Origin of the sequence: Bradyrhizobium sp. B117, from assembly GCF_038969555.1 — a bacterium.
Taxonomy (GTDB): Bacteria; Pseudomonadota; Alphaproteobacteria; order Rhizobiales; family Xanthobacteraceae; genus Bradyrhizobium.
In genome coordinates this window covers 5099924-5124593 of sequence record NZ_CP152414.1, presented here as the reverse complement: position 1 = coordinate 5124593, position 24670 = coordinate 5099924, and the positions used below count along the sequence as shown (strand labels likewise).

The 24670-nt window shown below is 63.9% G+C and carries 23 protein-coding genes; 9 read left to right on the top strand and 14 right to left on the bottom strand.

Annotated features, from left to right (window positions below; genetic code table 11):
• The first annotated feature begins 82 nt into the window (after positions 1-82).
• Positions 83-358 carry a GNAT family N-acetyltransferase gene (locus tag AAFG16_RS25130; RefSeq protein WP_283079090.1) on the top strand — a complete coding sequence of 92 codons (276 nt, stop codon included), beginning with the start codon at positions 83-85 and terminating at the stop codon, positions 356-358.
• 76 nt (positions 359-434) lie between these two features.
• Here AAFG16_RS25130 and AAFG16_RS25125 read toward each other — a convergent pair whose 3' ends face one another.
• Positions 435-851, bottom strand: a complete 417-nt coding sequence (locus AAFG16_RS25125) for a DUF3597 domain-containing protein (protein ID WP_283079089.1) — start codon at positions 849-851, stop codon at positions 435-437.
• A gap of 334 nt (positions 852-1185) precedes the next feature.
• Here AAFG16_RS25125 and AAFG16_RS25120 point away from each other — a divergent pair, with 334 nt between their 5' ends.
• Both AAFG16_RS25120 and AAFG16_RS25115 read left to right on the top strand, forming a co-directional pair.
• Entirely contained in the window at positions 1186-2094 is a 909-nt protein-coding gene (locus AAFG16_RS25120; RefSeq protein WP_342729640.1) for a DUF2189 domain-containing protein, read from the top strand.
• Between the two features lie 135 nt (positions 2095-2229).
• The gene (locus AAFG16_RS25115) at positions 2230-3054 is read left to right on the top strand and encodes a lytic murein transglycosylase (RefSeq protein WP_342729638.1); all 825 of its coding nucleotides are present in this window, start codon (positions 2230-2232) and stop codon (positions 3052-3054) included.
• Between the two features lie 75 nt (positions 3055-3129).
• On the opposite strand, the gene AAFG16_RS25110 is transcribed toward AAFG16_RS25115, so the two are convergent.
• A complete protein-coding gene (locus AAFG16_RS25110; RefSeq protein WP_342729636.1) occupies positions 3130-3537 on the bottom strand; it encodes a hypothetical protein in 408 nt (135 codons plus the stop codon).
• 573 nt (positions 3538-4110) lie between these two features.
• Here AAFG16_RS25110 and AAFG16_RS25105 point away from each other — a divergent pair.
• From AAFG16_RS25105 to AAFG16_RS25085, 5 genes are all read left to right on the top strand, one after another.
• A complete protein-coding gene (locus AAFG16_RS25105; RefSeq protein ID WP_007590701.1) occupies positions 4111-4263 on the top strand; it encodes a DUF1127 domain-containing protein in 153 nt (50 codons plus the stop codon).
• Between the two features lie 124 nt (positions 4264-4387).
• Positions 4388-5815, top strand: coding sequence for a methylenetetrahydrofolate--tRNA-(uracil(54)-C(5))-methyltransferase (FADH(2)-oxidizing) TrmFO (gene trmFO / locus AAFG16_RS25100; RefSeq protein ID WP_342729634.1), 1428 nt, complete (start codon positions 4388-4390; stop codon positions 5813-5815).
• Positions 5816-5822: 7 nt separating this feature from the next.
• On the top strand, positions 5823-6917 hold the full coding sequence (locus tag AAFG16_RS25095; RefSeq protein ID WP_283079084.1) for a serine/threonine protein kinase: 1095 nt from the start codon (positions 5823-5825) through the stop codon (positions 6915-6917).
• Between the two features lie 97 nt (positions 6918-7014).
• On the top strand, positions 7015-7566 hold the full coding sequence (locus AAFG16_RS25090; RefSeq protein WP_342729631.1) for a CAP domain-containing protein: 552 nt from the start codon (positions 7015-7017) through the stop codon (positions 7564-7566).
• Positions 7567-7640: 74 nt separating this feature from the next.
• Complete coding sequence (locus AAFG16_RS25085) at positions 7641-8819, top strand: aminotransferase class V-fold PLP-dependent enzyme (RefSeq protein WP_342729629.1); 1179 nt, start codon at positions 7641-7643, stop codon at positions 8817-8819.
• A 13-nt stretch (positions 8820-8832) separates the two neighbouring features.
• On the opposite strand, the gene AAFG16_RS25080 is transcribed toward AAFG16_RS25085, so the two are convergent.
• From AAFG16_RS25080 to yajC, 6 genes are read right to left on the bottom strand one after another with little or no spacing between them, the layout of a single operon-like run.
• Entirely contained in the window at positions 8833-10077 is a 1245-nt protein-coding gene (locus AAFG16_RS25080; protein ID WP_342729627.1) for a threonine ammonia-lyase, read from the bottom strand.
• 45 nt (positions 10078-10122) lie between these two features.
• A complete protein-coding gene (locus tag AAFG16_RS25075; protein ID WP_342729625.1) occupies positions 10123-10983 on the bottom strand; it encodes a phytoene/squalene synthase family protein in 861 nt (286 codons plus the stop codon).
• Positions 10980-11363, bottom strand: a complete 384-nt coding sequence (locus AAFG16_RS25070) for an MTH938/NDUFAF3 family protein (RefSeq protein ID WP_342729623.1) — start codon at positions 11361-11363, stop codon at positions 10980-10982. Before AAFG16_RS25070 ends, AAFG16_RS25075 begins: the two co-directional genes overlap by 4 nt.
• Before the next feature lie 60 nt (positions 11364-11423).
• Positions 11424-12443, bottom strand: coding sequence for a protein translocase subunit SecF (secF, locus tag AAFG16_RS25065; protein WP_342729621.1), 1020 nt, complete (start codon positions 12441-12443; stop codon positions 11424-11426).
• Between the two features lie 10 nt (positions 12444-12453).
• Entirely contained in the window at positions 12454-14058 is a 1605-nt protein-coding gene (gene secD, locus AAFG16_RS25060; RefSeq protein WP_283079078.1) for a protein translocase subunit SecD, read from the bottom strand.
• Positions 14059-14107: 49 nt separating this feature from the next.
• Complete coding sequence (gene yajC / locus AAFG16_RS25055) at positions 14108-14476, bottom strand: preprotein translocase subunit YajC (protein ID WP_283079077.1); 369 nt, start codon at positions 14474-14476, stop codon at positions 14108-14110.
• A gap of 182 nt (positions 14477-14658) precedes the next feature.
• Here yajC and AAFG16_RS25050 point away from each other — a divergent pair, with 182 nt between their 5' ends.
• Positions 14659-15651 carry an ATP-binding protein gene (locus tag AAFG16_RS25050; RefSeq protein ID WP_342729618.1) on the top strand — a complete coding sequence of 331 codons (993 nt, stop codon included), beginning with the start codon at positions 14659-14661 and terminating at the stop codon, positions 15649-15651.
• Between the two features lie 157 nt (positions 15652-15808).
• On the opposite strand, the gene AAFG16_RS25045 is transcribed toward AAFG16_RS25050, so the two are convergent.
• The 6 genes from AAFG16_RS25045 to AAFG16_RS25020 form a co-directional block, all read right to left on the bottom strand.
• Positions 15809-16894, bottom strand: coding sequence for a transporter (locus AAFG16_RS25045; RefSeq protein WP_342729616.1), 1086 nt, complete (start codon positions 16892-16894; stop codon positions 15809-15811).
• Between the two features lie 82 nt (positions 16895-16976).
• Positions 16977-18407 carry an outer membrane protein gene (locus AAFG16_RS25040; RefSeq protein WP_342729614.1) on the bottom strand — a complete coding sequence of 477 codons (1431 nt, stop codon included), beginning with the start codon at positions 18405-18407 and terminating at the stop codon, positions 16977-16979.
• Positions 18408-18771: 364 nt separating this feature from the next.
• Positions 18772-19749, bottom strand: a complete 978-nt coding sequence (locus AAFG16_RS25035) for an HAD family hydrolase (RefSeq protein ID WP_283086961.1) — start codon at positions 19747-19749, stop codon at positions 18772-18774.
• A 245-nt stretch (positions 19750-19994) separates the two neighbouring features.
• Positions 19995-21665 carry an arylsulfatase gene (locus AAFG16_RS25030; protein ID WP_283086960.1) on the bottom strand — a complete coding sequence of 557 codons (1671 nt, stop codon included), beginning with the start codon at positions 21663-21665 and terminating at the stop codon, positions 19995-19997.
• A 126-nt stretch (positions 21666-21791) separates the two neighbouring features.
• The gene (locus AAFG16_RS25025; protein WP_283079073.1) at positions 21792-22787 is read right to left on the bottom strand and encodes a formylglycine-generating enzyme family protein; all 996 of its coding nucleotides are present in this window, start codon (positions 22785-22787) and stop codon (positions 21792-21794) included.
• A 401-nt stretch (positions 22788-23188) separates the two neighbouring features.
• Positions 23189-24568, bottom strand: a complete 1380-nt coding sequence (locus AAFG16_RS25020; RefSeq protein WP_342729612.1) for a LysM peptidoglycan-binding domain-containing M23 family metallopeptidase — start codon at positions 24566-24568, stop codon at positions 23189-23191.
• Positions 24569-24670 lie beyond the last annotated feature (102 nt).

Below are 24670 nucleotides of genomic sequence, written 5' to 3'. Positions count from 1 at the left end.
CAACCTCCCTTGGTCGCACCTTGGCAAGGGCCGGTTCAGGCGCCTAGATCAGGAAACAGGCAGCGCTTCGGAAGGATCTGGCATGGCGGCATCGGTACGCGACAACAAGGACAGGAGCCGCTTCGAGCTCGACGTCGGCAGCGAGGTCGCCTTCGCCAATTACCGGCTGACACCGTCGGCCGTGATGATCACCCATACCGAGACGCCGCGCGCGCTGCGCGGCCGCGGCATCGCGTCCGAACTGGTGAAGGGCGCGCTAGAGCTGATCCGTCGCGACGGCCGGAAGGTGATCGCCGGCTGCGGCTTCGTCGTCGACTATCTCGACAAGCATCCGGAGGATGCGGATCTCGTCGCCTGAAAGCAAAAGGGCCCGCGAGATCGCGGGCCCTTCTCAATCCCTTGGCTCAATCCCTTGGCAATGACCGATCGAGCGGTCAGTGCTTGATTTCCGGCGGCAGCTTGCCGCCATTGGCAGCGAGCTTGGACATCACCTGCTTGTGCAGCCAGACGTTCATGCTGGCGGAGTCGTTCATGTCGCCGCTATAGCCGAGCTCCTTGGCGAGGTCCTTGCGGGCGGCGAGGCTGGAATCGATGTCGAGCGCCTTCATGAGGTCGACGATGGAGGTGCGCCACTCCAGCTTCTCGCCCTTGTGCGCGGCCGCAGCCTTGTCGACGATCGCAGCGACGTCGACCGTTGCCGCCGGCGCGGCAGCAGGCGCCGATCCAGCCGGCGCGGCGCTGGCGGGCGCGCCGGACGACGGCGCGCTGGACGACGGTGCGCTGCCTGCGGGTGCGGCGGCAGCCGGATGGCTGCCGAAGATCGCGCCCATGATTTTCCCGAAAATGCTCATGTCTGCTCCCCGAAAAGGATCCGTTAGAAGGGCCTTGAGTGGCACACTTATAGACGAAGTTACCGCGTTGCGCCCGCGTTCCTGCGAACGAACAAGCAGCATCAGCTTATCTGCGGCGAAATGACGACCGAATGACACGTTCGAGGTTGCATTGCGGCATCGAATTTCACCCGAGCGTGAGGGACAGGTCTCGGAAATGGGCGTACGCTTCCTGTTCAGCTCGCGATGCCTTCCGGAATTCGCGTCTGGTAGGGATCGCGCAACTCAGAGAATGGCGGCCGCTTGCGCCGTTGCCGGCGCCGGATGCGGCTGCCCGGCAAGGGAGCTAGCGACCATGGCCACATTCTACCGGGGCAATGTCCCAACGATGGCCCAGCCCACTGACGCGGCTGGACCTGTGATCCGAACCATCCAACTCTCCGACCTGCACGATGCGCTCAAGCGCGGCTGGGAAGATTTCAAGGCGGTTCCGAGCCACGCCATCATCCTCTGCGTGATCTATCCGGTGCTGGGCCTCGTGCTCGCCCGCGTGGTGATGGGCTATTCGGTGCTGCCGCTGCTGTTTCCTCTGGCCGCCGGCTTCGCGCTGATCGGGCCGTTCGCGGCGCTCGGTCTCTATGAACTCTCCAGCCGGCGCGAACGCGGCGAAGAGGCGAGTGCCTGGGATGCCATGGAGGTCCTGCGCTCGCCCTCGTTCGGCGCCATGCTCGGCCTCGGCACGTTGCTGCTCGCTCTGTTCGTGACCTGGGTTGCGACCGCGCAGGCCATTTATGTGTCGGCGTTCGGCTATGAAGGCGTGACCGGAATCTCCGATTTCATGACGCGCGTGCTGACGACCCCGCAAGGCTGGTGGCTGATCGTGGTCGGCTGCGGCGCCGGCTTCCTGTTCGCTCTCGCCGCGCTCTGCATCAGCGCCGTGTCGTTCCCCCTCATGCTCGACCGCCATGCCGGCGCGTTCGAGGCGATGGTCACCTCGCTGCGCGTCGTCGCCAAGAACCCGGTGCCGATGGCGGCCTGGGGCCTGATCGTGGCCGTGCTGCTGGCGCTCGGCACGATCCCGGCCTTCCTCGGCCTTGCCGTGGTGATCCCCCTGCTCGGCCACGCCACCTGGCACCTCTATCGCAAGGTGATCGCCTCGGAGCCCGGGTCGCGTCCGGTGCCGCCCCCGCCGCATCGCCCGCGCAAGCCTGCCGCCGATTTCCCCGCCAACCTCTTCCCCTGGCGTAACAGGTCGGACGCCTGACGACATCGTGACGTGCGATCCTGCCCGAGCCCGGCTCGGGCAGGATCGCGAACTGTCATACGCCTTGCTTTGGCCGCGGTTACAATCGAGATTGCGCCTGCCGGTCAGATCACTTCACGGAATCCATTTCATCTGATGACCCCGACGGTTTCTCGTCTCGCTCTTGCAGCCCTCGCCCTCTCCGCATCCATCCTGTCCGCCCAGCCAACGCTCGCTGCGGTCGCCTGCGGCTCCGGCAATTTCGACGCTTGGCTTGCCGACTTCAAAGCAGACGCCGCGGCCAAGGGCATCTCGCAGCAGGCCATCGCCGCCGGGCTTGCCGGTGTGACCCTCGACCAGAGCGTGCTCAACCGCGACAAGTCGCAAAAGGTCTTCACCCAGACGTTTGAAGAGTTTTCCGGCCGCATGGTGCCGCCGCGAATGACGCGCGGCTCCAACATGATGAAGCAATACGGCTCGGTGCTGTCGCGCATTGAGCAAACCTATGGCGTGCCCGGCGAGGTGCTGGTCGCGATCTGGGGGCTCGAGACCGATTTCGGCGTCAACACCGGCAAGTTCGCCACCATCCGCTCGCTGGCGACGCTGGCGTATGACTGCCGGCGTTCGGAGCAGTTTCGCGCCGAGTTGATGGATGCACTGCGCATCGTTCAGCGCGGCGACCTGGCCCCAGGCGACATGAAAGGCGCCTGGGCCGGTGAGCTCGGCCAGACCCAGTTCATGCCGTCGTCCTGGATGAAATACGCCGTCGACTTCGACGGCAATGGCAAGCGCGATCTCCTGCACAATGCGCCCGACGTGCTCGCCTCAACTGCCAATTATCTCGCCGGCTATGGCTGGCAGAAGGGTAAGGATTGGCAGCCCGGCAGCCCGAACTTCGCGGTGCTCCAGCAGTGGAACAAGAGCGAGGTCTATTCCAAGACGGTGGCCTATTTCGCCGCCCAGCTGGCCCACGCCCCTTAAAATAACACTCTGCAAAACGCATAGGGCCGATCGGTAAGGCGACCGGCCCTCTCTTGGGTGCGTTTGCCTACCCGTTTACTTGCCCATGGTGGCGTGCATCGCCTTGTTGAGGTGCATGCCGCATGCACCCATTTTGCCGTTGAGGAGCGCGTCCTGCGCCGCCGCGATCTCCTTCTGCGCGACGAACTTGCTGTCGCCGTCGGCCATGGCTTCGATCGCGGTTTCGGTCTTCTCCAGATTGGCCGAGCTGCAGCCGCCCGTGGCGTGCTTGGCGGCCTGGGCAGGCGCGACGGCGAACGCGACGGCGGCAATTGCGATAACCCCGAGTAACTTCGTCATGATGTTACTTTCCTTCTCTGTTCTTGAGACAGCCCCAGCGACATTGCCGGAATCTGCGACATGACTTTCCTCCGGGCGCGGCAACTTGCCGCAATAAATTCCCCGCGAGAATTGCGTGATGTTGCGCGCCGCGCAGAGGCGCATGCGAAATTTCTGATTTCCATTACAACTTGGTAATGAAGCTACACCTTTGACGTGTGTGCACCGCACCAGGAGACGGGTGAGACGCGAACCACGCCGGGATCAGCTCCCCTCTGTCCTGCCGGCTGCTCGGCCTCGTCGGCCCCCGAGGGCTAGCGAATCGGCGATTGTCGCCGATCCAGCGGTGGTTCGCTTCCGAGCCGCCTGCTCACTTAAGTGAATTTATATTCATTACTTATAGCCTGCGACACATGCGATTCGCGCATGCGAGACTTGGGCGCAGTAGCTGGACGGTCGCCTTGCGTGGGAGGGGAACACGACTTATTTCGGCACCGAGGGGAACCGCCATTGTAATCATAAATCCGTGTATTCACGGACATTTATGACAATCTGACGGCTCTCTCGCCTACGCATTAAGCGAGATTGCCTTCGAGTTAATCGTCCGTTACCGCCGCCATGCATCATACGCTTAGCTGCATCGCAACATCGGAACTTTCGCACTGCACCACTCTCACCTATATTCATTTCAACGATGACGCCTCGGCAAAGGCTGAATCGAACTACAGGAGACTACCAATGCTGCTCTCGCTCATCCGCATGATCCAGGCTTTCCGGGACTATCAGCGCAATGTTGCCGAGCTGTCCCAGCTCAGCGATCGCGAACTGGCCGACATCGGCCTCGATCGCTCGGACATCCCGCGCGTTGCCGCCGGTCAGTATCAGGGCTGATATCGTTCAGCCCTACCGGACGAACCGATAGCGCCCGCCTCGTGCGGGCGTTGTCGTTTCCAATGGCAGAAAACTCGATCTCGGCGATTCCACTCCTCGCCGAAAAGCGCTACCTGTCCGCCTCATGACAGGACCCCAATCCAACATCGTGCACGTGATCGGTGCCGGCCTTGCCGGTTCCGAGGCCGCCTGGCAGGTGGCCAAATCAGGCGTGCCCGTCGTGCTGCACGAGATGCGGCCGGCCCGCATGACCGAGGCCCACCGCACCGACGGGCTTGCCGAGCTCGTCTGCTCCAATTCGTTCCGATCGGACGACGCCGCCAACAACGCCGTCGGCCTGCTGCATGCGGAGATGCGCCGGCTCGACTCGCTGATCATGCGCGCGGCCGATGCCAACCAGGTGCCCGCCGGCGGCGCGCTCGCGGTCGATCGCGACGGCTTCTCGGCCGCCGTCACCAAGGCGCTGAACGACCATCCCCTGATCGAGATCACCCGCGGCGAGATCGCGGGCCTGCCGCCGGCCGACTGGAGCAATGTCATCGTTGCGACCGGTCCCCTCACCTCTGCTCCTCTCGCCGATGCCATCCGCGAGCTGACCGACGAGAACGCGCTCGCCTTCTTCGACGCGATCGCGCCGATCGTGCATCGCGAGTCCATCGACATGTCGGTGGCCTGGTTCCAGTCGCGCTACGACAAGGTCGGTCCCGGCGGCAACGGCGCCGACTACATCAACTGCCCCATGACCAAGGAGCAGTATGACGGCTTCGTCGCCGCGCTGATCGCAGGCGAGAAGACCGAGTTCAAGGAGTGGGAGACCAACACCCCCTATTTCGACGGCTGCCTGCCGATCGAGGTGATGGCGGAGCGCGGCCCCGAGACCTTGCGCCACGGCCCGATGAAGCCGGTCGGCCTCACCAACCCGCACGATCCCGCCACCAAGGCCTACGCAATCGTGCAGCTGCGCCAGGACAACAAGCTCGGCACGCTCTACAATATCGTCGGCTTCCAGACGAAGCTGAAATATGGTGAGCAGCAGCGCATCTTCCGCACCATTCCAGGGCTGGAGAAGGCCGAGTTCGCCCGTCTCGGCGGCCTGCATCGCAACACCTTCCTCAACTCGCCAAAGCTGCTCGACGGCCAGCTGCGCCTGCGCGCGCAGCCGCGGCTGCGCTTCGCCGGCCAGATGACGGGCTGCGAGGGTTATGTGGAGTCAGCCAGCGTCGGCCTGATTGCCGGCCTCTATGCGGCAGCCGACGCCCGCGGCGAGAGGCTGGCGAGCCCGCCGGCGACGACGGCGCTCGGCTCGCTGCTCGGCCACATCACCGGCGGTCATATCGAGACCATCGAGCCGGGCACGCGCTCGTTCCAGCCGATGAACATCAATTTCGGCCTGTTCCCGCCGCTCGCGAGTGTGCCGACGAAAAAGCCCGACGGCACGCGACTGCGCGGCAACGAGAAGACCGTAGCCAAGAAGCAGGCGATGAGCGCGCTGGCGCTCGCCGATCTCGATCGCTGGATCGCCGATCACCTGCGCATCGCTGCCGCCGCGTGAGTTTGCGATGAGCCTCCCTAAAGACGACGCCGCGTCACTGTCGGCGCGCTGGACCGAGGGCGTGCTGCTCAAGCGCGACGTGTTCTCGACCGTCGAGCGCGGCCGCTTCCGCGGCGATGCCGGCGAGGTCGATGCGGTGCTGCGCCGGCTCGACGAAGTGCCGTGGTGGTCGTTCCTGCTGGCGCGCCATCTGTTCGCGCGCGAGAAGCATGCGCTGGCGCTCGCCAAGGGCCTGAACGTCGGCCCCGAGCTGCTGTGGGCCGGACGCCGCGCGCTGGTGCGCGGCTTCGTCGACGGCGTCGCGCTGCATCTGGCCAAGCCCCATGGCGACCTCGCCTATTTCCGTTCGGCCAAGGCGGTGCTGCGCCGGCTGCGCCGCGCCGGCATCTGCCACAACGATCTTGCCAAGGAACAGAACTGGCTGGTCGGCCGCGACGGCCGCGCCTATGTGACCGACTTCCAGCTCGCAGCATGCTTCAACCGGCGCGGCCGGCTCTATCGCATCCTCGCCTATGAAGACCTCCGGCACCTGCTCAAGCACAAGCGCTCCTACGCACCCGAGGCGCTGACGCCGCGCGAGCGCAAGGTTCTGGCGAAGAAGTCGTTCGCCGCGAGCCTGTGGCTTGCCACCGGCAAGAAGGTCTATCGCGCCATCACCCGCGGCCTGTTCAACTTCACCGACCGCGAGGGCGGCGGCCGCCGGCTGGTCAACGACGCGCCGGTGCTGGCCGAGCTGATCCGCAAGAACCCGGCCGTGCGTGACACCGCCATCGTCGCCTTTGCCGACCGCCGCTCGGGCGTCGGGCTCTATGCCTTCGTCGAAGCCGATCAGGCCACGCTCGAGGGCCAGATCCGCACCGAGCTGACTGCTGCGAAGGGCCCGAAGCCGCCGGAACACATCCAGGTGGTGCACGCGCTGCCGCGCGATCCCAGCGGCAAGCCGCGCACCGAGATCCTGCAGCTGGTCGCCATGAACCAGCTCGACCTGATCGAGCCGATGATGAGGAACGACCAGGACCGCGCCTTCCTCAAGGACATCCTGGAGCAGCGCAAGAACCTGCGCGACCGCTTCAATTTCGAGGCGGACCTGCCAACCACCTAGCGCGGGGCCCTGTGCCTTGAAGCGTCCACATTGGCGATGGAGAAGCGGTCAAACGAAGGCAGGCTTTGGCGGAATCATGGGGACGCGGGGGACGACGATGCACGGTGTGGTTGGCGGCCTGATCGCCGGCCTTCTGGTGCTGGCGGCCGCCCCGGCCATGGCCGAGTCTCCGGTCGAGCAGATCTCGAGCTTCCGCCTCAAGCACGGTGAAGTCCGCGTCGTCCGCGACGCAACGCTGGACCGCATCGCCATGGACCAGGCGCGCGCGATGGCGGCGAAGGACGACCTCAGCCATGACGCTCTCGGTCCATTCAACAAGCGCGTCGCCCCGGCCGGCGCGGGCCGCGCCGCCGAGAACATCGCCTACGGCTACGACAATTTCGAGAAGACGCTCGGACAGTGGATCGACTCCTCCGGGCATCGCAAGAACCTGTTGCTGCACAACGCTTCCCGCGTCGGCATCGCCAGTGCCAAGAACGCCAGCGGCAAACGCACCTATTGGGCGATGGTGATCGCCGGCGATTACGAGCCCAAGGGCAAGAAGAACAAAGATAAGGAGCCGCTGGTCGCCGTGAAGCGCGAGACTGCGCCCGCGAGCAAGCCGAAATCCAGCGGTTGCCACATCAAGCTGCTCGGCCTCTGCATCTGAGGCCAAACCGGGCCGTCTTGCTCGCAGTCCTCCCCGCGTCTAATGCATGAAGATCGCGAAAGGCGGAGACGCACTTGATCGACCTCGACCGAATACGCGCCGACACGCCCGCCGCCGCGCGAGTAGCCTACCTCCATAACGCCGGCGCAGCTCTCATGCCGACTTCCGTTGTCACGGCGATGAAGCAGCATATCGACCTAGAAGCCGAGATCGGAGGCTATGCCGCCGCCGACCGCGAGACCGATCGGCTCGATGCGGTTTACGGCTCGGTCGCACGGTTGCTGAACGCCGCGCCTGACGAGATCGCTCTCGTGGAGAACGCGACGGTTGCCTGGCAGATGGCGTTCTATTCGCTGCCGTTTCGCAAGGGCGATCGCATCCTGACCGCCGAGGCGGAATATGCCGCCAACTATGTCGCGTTTCTTCAGATCGTCAGGCGCACCGGCGCGACCATCGATATCGTGCCGAGCGATGCCAGCGGAGAGCTCGATGTCGCCGCGCTCGAACGCATGATCGACGCGCGCGTGAAGCTGATCGCAATCACCTGGGTCCCGACCAATGGCGGGCTGGTCAATCCCGCGGCAGCGATCGGCAAGATCGCGCGGGAACACGGCATTCCCTATCTGCTCGATGCCTGCCAGGCCGTCGGCCAGATGGCGGTCGACGTGGAAGCCATTGGCTGTGACATGCTGTCGGCAACGGGGCGCAAATTCCTGCGCGGCCCGCGCGGCACCGGGTTTCTCTACGTCCGCCGGGCGCTGCTGCAACGCCTCGAGCCGCCCATGATCGACCACTTCGCGGCACCCTGGGTCGCGCGAGATGAATACCGGCTGCGCGACGATGCACGCCGTTTCGAGACCTGGGAGAACAATTACGCGGCCCGGCTCGGGCTTGGGGCCGCGGTCGATTATGCCCTCGATATCGGAATGGGCCCGATCGAGCAGCGCTGCCGCGAGCTTGCGGATCATCTTCGCGGCGGCCTTGCATCCATTCGTGGCGTCACAATTCGCGACCTCGGACGCACGCCGGGCGCCATCGTCAGCTTCACGATGGAGGGGCATGAGGCGGATGCCGTCGTCCGCAGCGCCGCTGCGGCCGGCATCACCATCGGCGCTTCAGATCCTGCGAGCACCCGCATCGACGCCGAAATCCGCGCGCTGCCGCCGCTCGTGCGGGCATCCCCGCACTACTACAACACGGAGGCCGAGATCGATCGGCTGATCGATCATCTGGCGGGCTTGGCGGCACGGTAGCGGCGCGCACCGCTCAGGTGCAGCGCGCGCTCAGTCCGGATGCGCTGAGCCTCGCCATGACCTCGTCGAGATGCGCGGCGTCGCGGGTCTCGATGACGAGTTGCAGCAGCGTCGCCTTGGCCGGCAGGTCGGAGAAGGTCCGCTGATGCGAGACCTCGATGATGTTGGCGCCGGCCTCGGCCAGCAGCGCCGCGACCGCAGCAAGCTGTCCGGGCCTGTCAGGGATGTCGAGTGACAACTGGGTCAGCCGCCCCTCACGCGCGAGCTCGCGGGTGAGGACGGACGCAATCAACCGCGTGTCGATATTGCCGCCGCTCAGCACCAGGCCGACTTTGTCGCCGGCAAAGCGGGAGGGATCGGACATCAGCGCGGCGAGGCCGGCGGCGCCGGCGCCCTCGACGACCGTCTTCTCGATCGAGATCAGGGTTGCGACCGCGCGCTCGAGCTCGGCTTCGTTCACGAGCGCGATGTCATCGACCAGACGGCGGACGATCTCGGTGGTGATCTTGCCGGGCGACTTCACCGCGATGCCTTCGGCGAGCGTGTCGCCGCGCGCCGGCAGATTGCCGTCGTGGATCGCGTTGTACATCGAGGGATAGAGCCAGGCTTCGACGCCCAGGATCCGCAGCGATGGCTTGATCGATTTGGCGGCGATGGCGATGCCGCTGATCAGTCCGCCGCCGCCGATCGGGACGACCAGCGTATCGAGGTCCGGCACGGCGTTGAGCATCTCAAGGCCAACGGTGCCCTGCCCCGCGATGACCAGCGGATCGTCGTAAGGATGGACGAAGATCATGCCCCGGGCCTCGCCGCGGCTGCGCGCGAATGCGGCCGCCTCTTCCAGCGTTGCGCCCGTGACCACCACCTCGGCGCCATGGTGCCTGGTGTTCTCGACCTTCACCATCGGCGTGCCCACAGGCATCACGATGGTGGCGGGAATGCCGAGGCGCTTGGCGTGATAGGCGACGCCCTGCGCGTGGTTGCCCGCCGACATCGCGATGACGCCGCGCGCACGCTCCTCCGGCGTCAACGCAGTGAGCCGATTGAGCGCGCCGCGCTCCTTGAACGAGGAGGTGAACTGGAGGTTCTCGAATTTCAGCCAGATGTCGCAGCCGCAGATGTTGCTCAGCGTGCGGCTGTAGCTGCAGGGCGTCTCGACGACGGCGCCGCGGATGGTCTCGGCGGCGACATGAATGTCCTTAGGTGCGACCGGAAAGCCGCTGAGATCGACAGACGTATTTTGGGACAACTCGGCCATGGGACAGCATAGAGCATTTGACAGGCCCAGGCGATAAGCCGACCGCTATTTGGTAAATTCCCGGGAGCGCGAGGCGCGCCAGAGCGTCCACAGCGTGCGCAGCCGCGAGGCCGGCTGCGGCGTGAACGGATTGCGCGCTGGCTGCGACAGGCGCTTGAGGTCGGCCCGCACCAGTCCGAGCGGCAGAAACGCCGGCCGAACCGCGGCCGGCACCTCCGCCAGCAGCGAGAGCGCCGTCGCCAGATGCTGCTGCGCTTCGCCCGTGACCTGGTCCAGCACGGCACGCAGGTTCGGCGTGTCCTTGCCGGCGAACACGTCCTCCCTGCTGCAATTGTGACGCGCCAGGACCTGCTGCGGCAGGAACAATTGCCGGTGCGCCGCATCGCGCGGCAGATTCGCGATGACCTGCACCATGCCCTGCGCCAGTCCGGCGTGGCGGGCGAGATGCTCGGCCGCATCCAAGGGCGGCGCCATGATGCGGGCCGCGAGGGCAAAAAGCGCCGATGAGGTCGCCGCCAGATAGCCTTCCAGCGCCGCCGTGGTCGGCATCGGATCGTTGTAGAGATCGAACTGGTGCTCGTCGACGAGCAGCGACAGCGGTTCGACCGGCAGGTCGAAATCGCGGATCGCGCGGAGCAGCTCCGCTGCCACCGGATTGCCCTCGGCGCTGCCATGGGCGTGGCCCGCGAGCAGATCGGTCCACCATTGGAAGCGGATCTCGCCGGGCAAGGGCTGGCTCACCTGGTCGCGGACGCGGACGATCTCGACATTGAAGGCATAGAGCGCCAGCAGCGCACGACGCTCGGCGGCCGGCACGAACAGCGTTGCGGCATAGCGCGGAAAGTCATGGCTGCGCAGCAGATCGGCGCAGTAAGTCACAGTGTCCGGCGGCGGGGCACTGCTCATGGCACGGCGATCAGCGCGGCCGCGACACGCCGCCGTTCGCCGATCATGATGTTGTAGGTGCGGACGGCGGGGCCGGTCTGCATCGTGTCCAGCACCACCCTCACCGCCTTGAGCGCCTGGCGCAGCTCTGGCGGCGGCAGCCAGAGCCCGGTTCCGGTGCCGATCAGCAGCGTGTCGATGCCGTTCGCGGCCGCGAACACCCGGTCCAGCGAATAGCCGTCGATCTTGGCCGGATCGGTCACGTCCCAGGCCCAGATCGCGTCGGGCAAGCAGAGCAGCGAGCCGCGATGCGACATGCCGGCAAAGGCGAAGCCGCCCTTGCCATAGGCCTCGATCGGCGCCGAGCGCGGGAAATGCGGAGCGTTGGGATCGCCGGCCATGAGCTTCGTCCGAATGGGCTGACTACCCTCGCAAACTCGTGCGAGGGCATAGGGTTCGGATCACGCCTTGCTTTTCTTCGCCGGCGCAGCCGTATCGGGCGCATCCTCGCGATGCTCGCCGACGCCGAGATAGATCAGGATCGGAGCCGCGATGAAGATCGAGGTGTAGGTGCCGACAAGCACCACGCCGAACATCATCACCGCGGTGAAGCTGTGGATGGCATGACCACCGAACAGCAGCAGCGCCAGCAGTGCCAGCGTCACCGTGACGTGGGTGATGATCGAGCGCGACAGGGTCGAGTTGATGGACTCGTTGAGCAGCTGCGGCATCGGCATCTTCTTGTAGCGCCGCAGCATCTCGCGGATACGGTCGTAGATCACGACGGTGTCGTTGAGCGAATAGCCCAGAATCGTCAGCAGCGCCGCGATGCTGGTCAGGTCGAAATCGACCTGGCTGATCGACATAAACCCGATCGTCAGCACGATGTCGTGCACGTTGGCGATCATGGCGCCCAGCGCGAACTGCCATTCGAACCGGAACCAGAGATAGATCAGGATCGCGACGATCGCGAGCATCAGGCCGAGCATGCCGTAGGCCAAGAGCTCACCGGCGACGCGCGGACCGAGCACTTCGGTGCGCTGAATGTCGACGCTGTCGCCGAGCGCGCCACGAAGCTTCTGCAGGGCCGCCTGCTGGGCGGCATCGCCCCCCGGCTGTTCCGCAACACGGATCAGGACATTCTCGGGCCCGCCGAACTGCTGCAACTGGATTTCGCCGAGACCCAGAGCGTCGAGCGTGGTGCGCATCGCCGCGATGTCGGCGGTGCCGGACTTCGCCTTCACCTCAAGCAGCGTGCCACCCTTGAAGTCGATACCGAGGTTCAAGCCGTGGGTGAAGAACAGCGTGATCGCGACGATCGACAGCGCCGCCGAGATCGGGAAGCTGATGCGGCGGAAGCGCGTGAAGTCGAAATGCGTGTTGTCCGGAACGATGCGCAGCGACGGCAACAGGCCAAGCGCCGCGACCACGGTGAGAATGGCAATGAGGACGCCGAGCCCGATGAGAACGGTGTGAGTCACGATCAGGCTCCTAGATCGGCACGCTCTGCGGCCGCTTCCACCGCACCCACCAGGCGACGATCAGCCGGGTCAGGGTGAAGGCGGTGAACACCGTGGTGATGATGCCGATGCCGAGCGTCACGGCGAAGCCGCGCACCGGGCCGGTGCCGATGTAGAACAGCACCGCGGCAGCAATGAAGGTGGTGATGTTGGAATCGAGGATGGTCGCGAGCGCGCGCTTGAAGCCGGCGTCGATCGCCGAGATCGCGTTGCGGCCGCCGCGCAATTCCTCGCGGATACGCTCGTAGATCAGCACGTTGCTATCGACCGCAATGCCGACGGTGAGCACGATGCCGGCGATGCCGGGCAGCGTCAGCGTGGCGTTGAGCAGCGACAACAGGCCGAAGATCATGGCGACGTTGATCGCCACCGCGATGTTGGCGAACACGCCGAACAGCCGATAGGTTAGCAGCATGAACACAATAACGAGGATCGAGCCGACGTAAGCCGCAAGCTCACCCTTCTCGATCGAGTCCTGGCCGAGGCCCGGGCCGACAGTGCGCTCCTCGACCACGGTCAGCGGCGCCGGCAGCGCGCCGGCGCGCAGCAGGATGGCGAGATCGTTGGCCGATTGCACGGTGAAATTGCCGGAGATCTGGCCCTGGCCGCCGGTGATGGGCTCGCGGATCACGGGCGCCGAGATCACCTTGTTGTCGAGCACGATCGCGAACGGCAGCCCGACGTTTTCCTGCGTCGCCTGCGCGAATTTGCGCGCGCCCGACGTGTTGAACTTGAAGCTGACGACCGGCTCGCCGGTACGCTGGTCGAAGCTCGCCTGGGCATCGGTGAGGTCGCCACCGGCGACCAGCACCTGCTTCTTGACCACGTAAGGCGTCGGCGGCGGCGAGGCGCTCATCAAGAGCTCCGATTCCGGCGGCAACCTGCCCTGCTGCGCCTGATCCGGCGGCACGGAGGTGTCGACCATGCGGAATTCCATCTTCGCGGTCTTGCCCAGCAATTCCTTCAGGCGGGTCGGATCCTGAAGGCCGGGAACCTGTACCAGGATGCGGTCGTTGCCCTGGCGCTGGATCACGGGCTCGACGGTGCCGAGCTCGTTGACGCGGCGCTCGACGATCTGGATCGACTGCTCGATGGTCTTGCGCATGCGGTCGAGCATCGCGGCCTGCGGGATGGTCAGGCGGATCACGCCGCCGCCGGCGTCGGTCACCTCGAGGTCGCGCTGACCGCTCGACCCCATCAGGCCGCCCAAGGGCTGGGACAGCTCGCGCAGCTTGGCGAGCGCCGGCTGCACGTCGGTCTCCTTGGTGATACGCACCTCGGCCGCGTCGTTGCGCACGGTGACGCCGCCGGTGAAGCCGATCTTGGCATCGCGCAGCGTCCGGCGCACGTCGTCACGGATCTGATCGAGCCGCTCCTTCTTCACATAGGCAGAATCGACCTCGAGCAGCAGATAGGAGCCGCCCTGGAGGTCGAGGCCGAGCACGAGCCGGCGCTGCGCCCAGGCGGGCCAGGTCTTGACCTGCGCTTCGGGAAAGAAGTTCGGGACCGCGCAGAGGCACACGATCAGCGCCGTCAGGATAATCCCGAGCGCCTTCCACCGCGTGAAATACAACATCGACTGGACCTGTCAGATCAGGAGACTTGAGATGCTCGCAGCAAAGCGCTCACTTGGCCGCGGTGTCGTCCTTCGCGCTTTCCTTCGAGCTTTCCTTGGCCGGCTCGCCCTTGGCGCGGACGCCGGAGATCATCTGGCGCATCTGCCGCACGCGCACGCCATCGGAGATCTCGAATTCGATCTGGTCGTCATCGACGACCTTGGTGACCTTGCCGACGAGGCCGCCCGAGGTCACGACGGTGTCGCCGCGGCGGATGTTCTTCACGAGGTCGGCATGGTCGCGGACCTTCTTCTGCTGCGGACGCAGAATCAGGAAGTACATGATCACGAAGATCAGGGCGAACGGCAGCAGCGACATCAACATGCTGTTGGTGTCACCGGCGCCCGCAGCCTGGGCATACGCAGGGGTAATCAACATTTCGGACGATCCTCGTGAGAACGGGGGACAGCCGGTCAGGCCCTCAAAGGCGACCGGTTCGGTCAAATTCGCGCGGACTATAGCGGCCACCGCCCCAATTGCAACGCTGCCAGACCGGCGATTTGGCCACCTTGCGGCGCGCCGTCAGGCCCGATAAGGCTGCGTTCTCAGGAACTTCGGACATGCCCAAAAAACCAAGCAAAAGCCCGGCCGGCAAAGGCCCCCGTACCCCTGCCAAGAAGCCTGCCCGCCTCGCGGCAAATCGCCCCAAGGGGGCGGTTAACGCAGCCGCCACAGCAGCCCCGGACCTCACCCAGGAGCGCATCGTCCTCGCGCTGGAGACGATCGCCGCGCACCTTGCCGCCCAGGGCAAGCCGATCGCCGAACCCGCCTCGTTCGACCGGGCAGACGCCTATGTCTGGCACCCCGACGGCCGCCTTTCGGCGGTGCCGCGGGTCAGCCGCGTGGAGCTGTTCCTGCTCAAGGGCGTCGACCGGATGCGCGACATCCTGATGGAGAACACCGAGCGCTTTGCGGGCGGCCTACCCGCCAACAACGCCCTGCTCTGGGGCGCGCGCGGCATGGGCAAGTCGTCCCTGGTGAAAGCGGCACATGCCAGCATCAATGCGGACCGCAAGCCCGCCGACAGGCTGAAGCTGATCGAGATCCACCGCGAGGACATCGAAACGCTGCCGATGCTGATGGAGAAGCTCCGCGACGCCAGCTTCCGCTTCATCGTGTTCATCGACGACCTCTCCTTCGACGGCAACGACGCGTCCTACAAATCGCTCAAGGCCGTGCTCGAAGGCGGCATCGAGGGCCGGCCCGAGAACGTCATCCTCTACGCCACGTCCAACCGCCGCCATCTGCTGGCGCGTGACATGATCGAGAACGAGCGCTCGACCGCGATCAATCCCGGCGAAGCGGTCGAGGAGAAGGTCTCGCTGTCGGATCGCTTCGGCCTCTGGCTCGGCTTCCACCGTTGCAGCCAGGACGAATATCTCGCCATGGTGCGCGGCTATTGCAGCCATTTCGGCATCAAGATCGACGACGAGGCCCTGGAGCGCGAGGCGCTGGAATGGTCGACCACGCGCGGCTCTCGCTCGGGCCGCGTCGCCTGGCAGTTCGTGCAGGAGCTGGCGGGCCGGCTGGGTGTGAAGCTGGCGGCGACGTAGCGGTCGGATCGCAACCCGGTTACGGGTGTCTTTCCCCGAAGACGGGGAATCAAGGGCGCGCGCGCATCAAACCCGGCTCTGGCGGCGTGTAGGGATCTGGGGCGCCGAGTTTGTACACTGCGCTTCGGCCCCGGGACCCAGAACGAGATGCCGCTTCTCACTTAGTAAAAATGTGCCTCGAGGGTGTCGGCGGCGTTGCCGCCGGGGGCGAAAGATTGAACGTCAGCCAGACGTTCCAGCCCGCTGGCCGATTTTCATTGGCGAATTCGCCGTAGGCCTTCAGGTTCAGATATCCCTGCATGTCTCCGACCGGGAAAATGTAGCCGACCTGCGGTCCGGCGCCGAGCACTCGCGACCGGAAACAGCCAACGCGATCGCCGGAGCCGCTGTCGCAGCCGAGCTGCTGATAGGCGTAACCCACGAGGCCGACCTGCCACTGCTTGGTGAGGAATTGCGACGCGCCCCAGTCGAAGTGCATGTCGACGCCGCTTTGATATTGAGTGGAGGGGTTGACGAAGTTGTATGTAAATCCCAGCACCCCTGACAACTCGTGCCCGGTCTTTGGATTGAAATAAGTATAGCCACCTCCAACGTCGATTACCCAATGCCCGAGCCCTAAATTTGCAAGACGATCCGACTGATAGGCCCCAACCGGGATGTCCCCGGTGATGTACGTCATGTAGTTGTGAACACCGGCGTTCCATTTCAGCTGGAACATCGGAAGCAGATCGCCAAATGCAATGAGCGAGCTGTCGATGCTGTCGAAGCGCGAGAATGGGAGTACTCCGCCGCCTGGTCCCGTCACTGTCCCCACCAGTGATCCCGCCAACGACGTCGAGTTGGAGCCGTAGATACCCAGCAGGGAGGCCTGCGCCTGCGCGCCCAGCACCGGTGTCTCAAAGGTGTAGGTCCCGACTAGAAGGCCAAGATCCACATTCGCTTTGACGTTCGCATTCACGTTGACGTTCAGATTCGCGGGAATGCGACCGATCGTGATCTCCCGTGCCCGCGCCACGTCGCCGCCGGCGGAAACCGAGGTATGATAATAGATCGAGGTCACCGACCAGCCGGGCGCCTGCGCGGGGGCGGCGGCGAGGCTGCCAAAGAAGCCGGGTATCCAGAAGCTGGCGCCGCCTTCATCAGCTCGCGCCGCATCATTGGGGAGCGCGAGTAAGGTGGCAATTGCCGCCGCGCCCAGCCGACAAACGAAACCAGTCCTTGGTATCAATTTCCTGCTCTTCATCGCGAAGCTCCCATCCTTTCACGGTCTGCAACGGAGCGGCGTTGCGTGACCAGAAATTTCCGAATCTCGAAGCAGACACCTCTCACCTCTCGGGGAAGAGCAGTGACAATTCGGCCCGCAACTGCCAACTCGGCGTGCCGATTGGACGAACGACGTTGTAATAGCCGGCTATATTTGCGCTCACTGGCTGGTCGCCGATCTTGAAGATGCGGCCGAAACCGCCACCGATCGGTACGGTCCACTGCTGACCCGGCGCCGCCAGCCAGTTCGCGGTGATCACAGGTGAGCTTGTCAGGTACCACCCGTGCGCCATGTTGTAGTTGACGAACGGCTGCGCGAGAAATGCGTTTACGGGTGGCCGCAATGGATTGCCGCCAACTGACCACTGATTGTTGACCAGCACGCCGATCACCCAATGTCCCGGCGTCACGAGGGCAACGGCGGTCGGACCGAACAACACCTTACCGGTTCCGAGAATCGGATCGCTCGCGGACGGAACCGTGAAGACGGGTCCGACGCCCCAGATCAGAGTGCCTGGATGGGTGGGGGTGAAAAAGAACTGCTGGGTAATGTCGCCAATTCCATTCGTGTTGTTGTTAAAAAACGGACTAGGTTGACTGATCACGGGCATGATGGTGCGCGAGATCACATTCCAGTCCGCGTTGATGCGCAGCGGTATGACTGGCTGAATGTTGAGGACTTCCTGGGTGCGATTGAACGGCGCGGCGTTGAAATTCGTATTGCTTTGGAAGGGAACGCTGACGAGATCAGCGATAGGATTTTGTGATTTCTTGGCTAGGTCTTCATCTTCGGAGTGCTCGGCAGAATGCACGGTTCTTGCCGGCGCGACCGTATCGGGAAGCCCGCTCTCGAATTTGTAGTTCGCACCAAGCTTGACCATCTGAAGGTCGCGGTTCAGCGGGATCGACGGGACAGTGGGCGAAGTCCAGCTTCCGAGCCCAATGTAATCGTATTCGAGTTTGAGCGTCCAATTCGCCTTGAAGCCGTATTCGATACCGACGCCAGCCAGCCAGCCAGAGCTGGTGTTGGACCCCTGCCAAGTGACGCCGGGGAAGTTCAGCGAGGCATTGCTGCGCACCCAGCCACCGCCAAGCTTGGTGTAAAAAAGCCAGCGGTCTTCCACGAGCCCGACGCGGCCTGCCACCGTTCCGATCCAGTTCTGGCTCACCGAGCCGAGCGTAGGAGTCGGAAGCACGGGATGACCAAATGTCGCCCCATCGAAATCACCTTCCACGCCCAACAAAAGATGGCCGGCCTGGAAATTGTAGCCGGCCTGAACGCCACCGATGAATTCCGTGAGCCCGCCATATAAATTGTTGCCTGGAATGTTCAGGCTGCCGCTCGTCCAGGCCCCACCGACATTTGCGCCAAGATAAAACCCTGACCAATTGTATGGCGGCGGAAGAGCGGCCGGAGCCTTCACCGGCATATCCGCAGCACGCGCAGTGACGCTCATCAAGATAGCAAGCAGAGCCGCAAGGAACGACTTCATGGCACGCTCCCATATGGGGTAACGATATTGCCAGATTTTCCCGTCGCTCCCTCATTCAACTACAATTAGTTATTTTTAACTGTCTCTTACGGGACACACTCGGCGAGAATATCGATCAGCTGGGTGCTTTGCGCATACGAGGCCGCTGTTGGCCCGTTTGAGACAGACCAACTGGCACAGAATTGTCCGCTTATGGGGATAGACCGGAAGCGACGGATGCGGAGGCCATGTTCCAGGCCCGATGTCCGTTGTGAATTGGCCACAACCTGAAACTTAGTCGGCGTGCTCTGCTCAATAGCGCGCATTTAGCTTGATGGTTGATTCGCACCGCATTCGCGCGGCAAGCAGCCCTACGATCTCGCCTCTAATCAAACGAAAAGATCCTCTTCCAGTCCTTCTTCATGTCCACAACGGTCCACCTGTTCAGCGCTGCAGCATCGAGAGCGACATCAAGCTTGCCGAAATGTGATTGGCGATCGTAGGCATATTCGCGTTCCGCGTCGGTATGGTGGACGATCAGGCCGAACCGTGCGCCGCTGGCACCCAGCGTCGCCCATTGCAGCATTTCGAGGTCGCCATCGGAGTTCCCGAAGGCGGCGATCGGACGCCGGCCAATATGGCTATTGATCCCGATCGGCTTGCCGGCCTTGTCGTCGATGAAATCGACCTCGGGCAAGCGAAATAGAACCGGCGTGCTGTCGCGCATTTCATAGCGAGTCTTGATTGACGATCCGACGACCTGCTCGGGAGGCACTCCATAAGTCGTCTCGGTCCATGGCCGCATGAATTCGATGCCGCCACCTGACACGATGAAGGTCTTGAAGCCGTTGGTGCGGAGGTAAGCGAGCAATTCGAGCATAGGGTGATAAACGAGTTCGGTGTAGGGGCGTTTGAAGCGACCATCACGCGCGGTCGCAAGCCACTCTGTGACGATCTTCTCGAACTCCGCTGTCGTCATGCCAGCGTGAGTCACCGCCACCAGCTCGGCCACGCCCTTTTCTCCGAAAGCTGCGAGCGCCTTCAGGTCGCCGTTCAGCACTGCCGCGAAGGGCTGCTTTTCCTTCCATTCCGGATGCATGGGCGCAAGAACCTTCACGCGATCCAGCGCAAAAGCGAGCTGCACATACATCGGCTGCTCGATCCAAAGCGTCCCATCGTTGTCGAAGGTCGCGATGCGTTGATCGGGCGGTACGAAATAGGGCCCGCCACTCTCCGTGATCCGTGCGACGAAGTCGACGATCGAAGCTTTCGTCGGGCCCTCATTCCAAGATGGCAGAGGACCGGTTTGCGTCTGGGCCATGGCCGACGTGGAACGTAGGGCGGCAGATAGAAACGGAAGCATCGCCAGAGACGAGAGCAGTACGCGACGGTCAAGGCGTGGAAATCGCATGATCTGTTTCATTGTCGACCCGCTTCGATTGTGCGGTCACTACCGGTCAACATTGAAGGTGCGTGCGAGGCTGGTGCATCGCTGCAGTTCGTCGCACGCTTGCCGATATATGCTGCTTCGCGAGCAGTTGGATTCTGACCGCAGTGGATCGGCGAGCGCCCCATGTCGGGCGCCCGCATCACCCGCAAGCATCCGAGCTACTGGCTCGGGTGCCCCTGACCCTTCTTGAGCTGTTCCATGACCTGATCCAAGTTGTAGCTCGCGGGATCCTGCAGCGGGGGGAACTCCTTGTAGGATTCCAGCTCCTTCAGCCACAGCACCTGCCCGATCGGCAGCAGGTTCCAGTCGTATATGTAAGCCGTGACCGGCCCGGCGAGCGCGCCGCTGAACCAGAAAGCCGCCTTTTTCTCATCGCCCCATCCCGTCTCGAATGGATCGCGCTTGAGGTTTACCATGCCGGCTGCGAACTGGGTCTGGACTCCCGGGGAGAGGAAGCCCGTCGCGGTTTCGGGCGCGATCGCGAAATACATCTTCCAATTCTTGTAGCGCACCGCCGACGGGTGGCTGCTGGAATAGTAGAAGAAGGTATCGCGCGCCGACTTCTCCGAACGTCCCGAGAGGTACTCGGTCTGATCGACGCCATCGAGCTTGGTCTTGACGATGCCCGGATAGGCGCCGGCCATGATCCGCTTGTTCAGCGCATCGCCCTTGGCTCCGCCAGCAATGTTGACAAGCGTGGGCAGCCAGTCGAGCGACGCGAAGATGTCGTTCTTGACGGTCCCGGGCTTGATGACGCCCGGCCAGCGAATGACGCACGGAGCGCGCATGCCGCCTTCCCAGGTGTTCATCTTCGAGCCCTTGAACGGTGTGATGCCGCCGTCCGGGAAGGTGAACGTCTCGGCGCCGTTGTCGGTGGTGAACACGACGATCGTGTTGTCGAGCTGGCCCATGTCCTGGAGCTTCTTCAGCACATAGCCAATGTTGTCGTCCATCTGCTTCATGCCGGCTTCGTTGACGCCCCAGTCCTTGCCGCCCGGCTCGCCGACCATGGCCATGTACTTGTCGTTCAGCACGGTCGTGACGTGCATGCGCGCAGGGTTGTACCAGACGAAGAAAGGCTTGCCCGTCGTCTTCGGGTCGTTGCGATCGATGAAGTCGATGACCTTGGCCGAGATTTCCTCGTCGACACCCTTCGATCGCTCAAGTGTCAGCGGGCCCTGATCGACGCACTGCTGAGTCCTGGATGTACCGTCCGACTTGCACGCCAGCACGTTGCGCGGAGGCGTCAGGCAAACCGTCGTCTGCGGATCGACCGCGCCCGGTACCTCCGGGATACCGGGGATCGGCGTATTCTTGCATGGCGGAACGACCGTCTGCTGGGTCGGGGTCTTGTTGATGTCCGGGAAGCTCACGCCCTGCATCGCATCTAGATGATACAGATAACCCCAGAACTCCTGGAAGCCGTGCGCGGTCGGCAGCGCGTCGGTATGGTCGCCGAGATGGTTCTTGCCGAACTCGCCGGTGTTGTAGCCGAGATCGAGCAGGAACTTGGCGAGCGATGGAGTGCCGGGCCGCAGATAGGACGGACTGCCGGGCAGTTGCGGAGGAATCATCCCGGTGCGCAGCGGATTCATGCCGGTGAAAAAGGCATTGCGGCCGGCCGTGCAGCTCTGCTCAGCGTAGTAGTGCATCAAGATCGCACCTTCGTTGCCGATGCGATCGATGTTGGGCGTTTCCCCGACCATCAGGCCGCGGTGGTAGATGCTCGGCTGCATCCAGCCGATGTCGTCGCCCATGATGAAGAGGATATTGGGCTTCTGGGCCGGCTGTGCATTCGCCGGCGTGCTGGCCGGCCCGGACAGCGACATCAACATCGTCGCGGCAAGCAGCGAGGCACAGGACCTCTTGTGGCAGCTGGATGTCTTGCAGGGGGGAATTGCGGCAAACGGCAGCTTGTCACTGAATATGCAATTCAACATGGCATTGCTCTCCCGTTATGATGCGTTAGAGACACCTCGCCTGATGCACCGAAATCCAAGATGACTTGTGGATGTGTCGACCGGCTCCGCATGTCGCGCAGCCGGCCGGTAGCGCCTGCAGTAGTTCGGCGCGCACAAATGCGAGCCGCCTTTGATGACCTTGCGTGGAATCTTGACGTTGGTCGTTCTGGGGTCGTAGCTATCGGCCTCGCGGCCGCCGCGCGGGTTCTCTGGAATGCAGCAGGCTTTTGCGGCGTCGGCCTCATGCCGAGGCGCGTACCAGTCGGACGTCCACTCCCAGACGTTGCCGATCATATCGTACAGCCCGTATCCGTTCGGCGGAAATGCGGTGACCGGCGATGTCCGTTCGTACCCGTCGTCGCCGGTATTTTGGCGTGGAAATTCGCCCTGCCAGGTGTTGGCCATGTGACGGCCCTCGGGCGCAAATTCATCTCCCCAAGCGAACTCGGCGCCATCCAGCCCGCCGCGCGCCGCGAATTCCCATTCCGCCTCGGTCGGCAAATCCTTGCCGGCCCATCTCGCGTAGGCGATCACGTCGCTGAACGCCACATGCACGACGGGATGATCATCCAGCCCGCGGATATTGCTCCCGGGTCCGTAAGGATGCCGCCAGTCCGCGCCTTTGGCGAAGGTCCACCACTGGCTGAAGTCTCGGAGATTGACCGGATACGCGGGCGGAGAGAACATCAGAGAACCCGCGTAGATCATATGCGGGAGAATTCCGGGATAATCCTTTGGATCGGGCGTGATCTCGGCAACGGTGACGTGGCCGGTAGCTCTGGCGAATGCCTTGAATTGCCGGTTCGTCACTGGATGGCGATCCATCCAGAAAGCATCTACGGTGACGCGGTGGACCGGCGCTTCCTCCGGATAGTGCCGATCCGAGCCCATGCGAAACGTGCCGCCCGGCACGTACAGCATCCCCTCATCTGCTGGATGCTGGAACGATTGTCCGGGATCAGGCGACGATTTCGTGTCAGCCAGCTTCATGCCGATCTCCGGACCCGTGCATCATTGGCCTGCGCCACCACGGAAACGGAACGCCACTCTTCCAGGTTGATCTAGATCAAGGGTTCAGGGTTAGGTCTTTCACGCCGGCGCTGGGTCGCGGGCAAGCCCAGTCATGTCCGTTGCGCCGTCGAAACCGAAGCGGATTCAAAACACTAGACGATCGCACCGAGAGCCATCGGCTACTTTGCATGGGGTTGTTTTTCGAAATTTGATTTTCCGCTCGCAAAAGACTCAGTACGCCATGGTTCGAGGCAGCATCTCGGCTTGGCGACCGCCGCCTCTGGAATACTGGATCGCCCGCTCGAGTGCGCAAAGCGCACAAGACGGGCGATGACAGCATATTTGTGGTGATTGCGCGCCCGACTCTGTGGGCCCGCGCCTCACGCTCCGTTCAGGAATTGAAGCGGGTCAACCGGGCTCGATCCCTTGCGGATCTCGAAGTGGAGCTGCGGCGACGCCACCTCACCGGATTGACCCGACTTGGCAATGACCTGACCGCGCTTGATGGTGTCACCGCGCTTCACCAACAGCTCACTCGCATGGGCATATGCGGTGACGTAGCCGTTGGAGTGCCGAACCAGGACCAAATTGCCGTAACCCTTCAGCTCGTTGCCGGAATAGGCAACGACGCCGTCTTCAGCCGCCTTGACCGGGGTGCCCTCGGGCACCGCGAGATTGATGCCGTCATTGGACTTGCCGTTGGTCTTGGCGCCATAGGTCGTGACCACCTTGCCACGCACCGGCCAGCGGAAGGTCGGCAGCGCGCCGGTCGCTTCCGCAGCTTTCGCCGGGGTCTCGACGGGCTTCTCTTCGACATTGTTAGCCTGGGCCAGACGCGCGCTCTGCACTGGCGCGGCAGCCGCCATTTTGGTCGCCGGAACGGGAGCGGCCGCGACGGGCTGGAGCGTGCCCGCAACCGGCGCAGCCGCGACGGGGGCCGGAGCAACCGGCGCGGCCGCTGCAGCGGCCCGGGCGCCGGGCACGGTCAGCTTGGTGCCGAGCTTGAGCTTGGCCGACGACTCGATGCCGTTGGCGCGGGCGAGCTCGGCCGCCGAGATGTGGTTCTTGCGGGCAATGCTGGCGAGCGTGTCGCCGCGGTTGACGAAGTGGGTGCGCGGCGGTGCAGCAACGGCCGCAACGGGCTTTGCGGCAGGCACCATCGCAGGAGCTGCTGCGATGGCAGCCGGCGCTGGCGCAGCCGCCGGATGCGGAATGATCAGCTGCTGGCCGGGCGAAAGCGCGCGCGGGCCCTTATAGCCGTTGGCGGCGAGGATCGCCTGCGGGGTGACGTGATAGCGCTTGGCGAGCACGTCGAGCGTGTCGCTGGTGCCGACGATGATCTTGGTCCCCCCGGACGGCTGGGCCGCGGCGACCGAGCGCGGCGGCACGGTGGCGGTGGTCTCGAGGTGCGGCTGCGCCGGGGGCGCATAGGAGCTGACGCCGCGCCCGCCTCCGGACACGCCGCCGCCCGAGGTGACGGGATAGGATTGCGGCGCGGATACTGCCGGCGGCGGCAAAGGCTGCGACTGGTAGTAACCGGGCTGGGTCTGCGGCCGCGCATATTGCGGCAGCTCACGCTGCGGCGGCGGGGCCTGCTGCACCGATCCGGTCTGCTCAGACGAGAAGGGATTGGAGAAGTTCGATTGGGACAGCCGCGACGACATGTCGGCGCTGCACCCTGCGAAGCTGAAGGAAATCAGCGCCAGCGCCGCGACCTGCGGCACGCGGCGCGAGTAAAGCAACTCGGCGACGACAGACATGGTTACTCACTCGTACGCAACAGAACTGGTCTTTTAAGTAAACACGCGCCGAGTAAATAACCGCTTAACCCTCCCAATAAGACGTTGGCAGCACTGCCAATC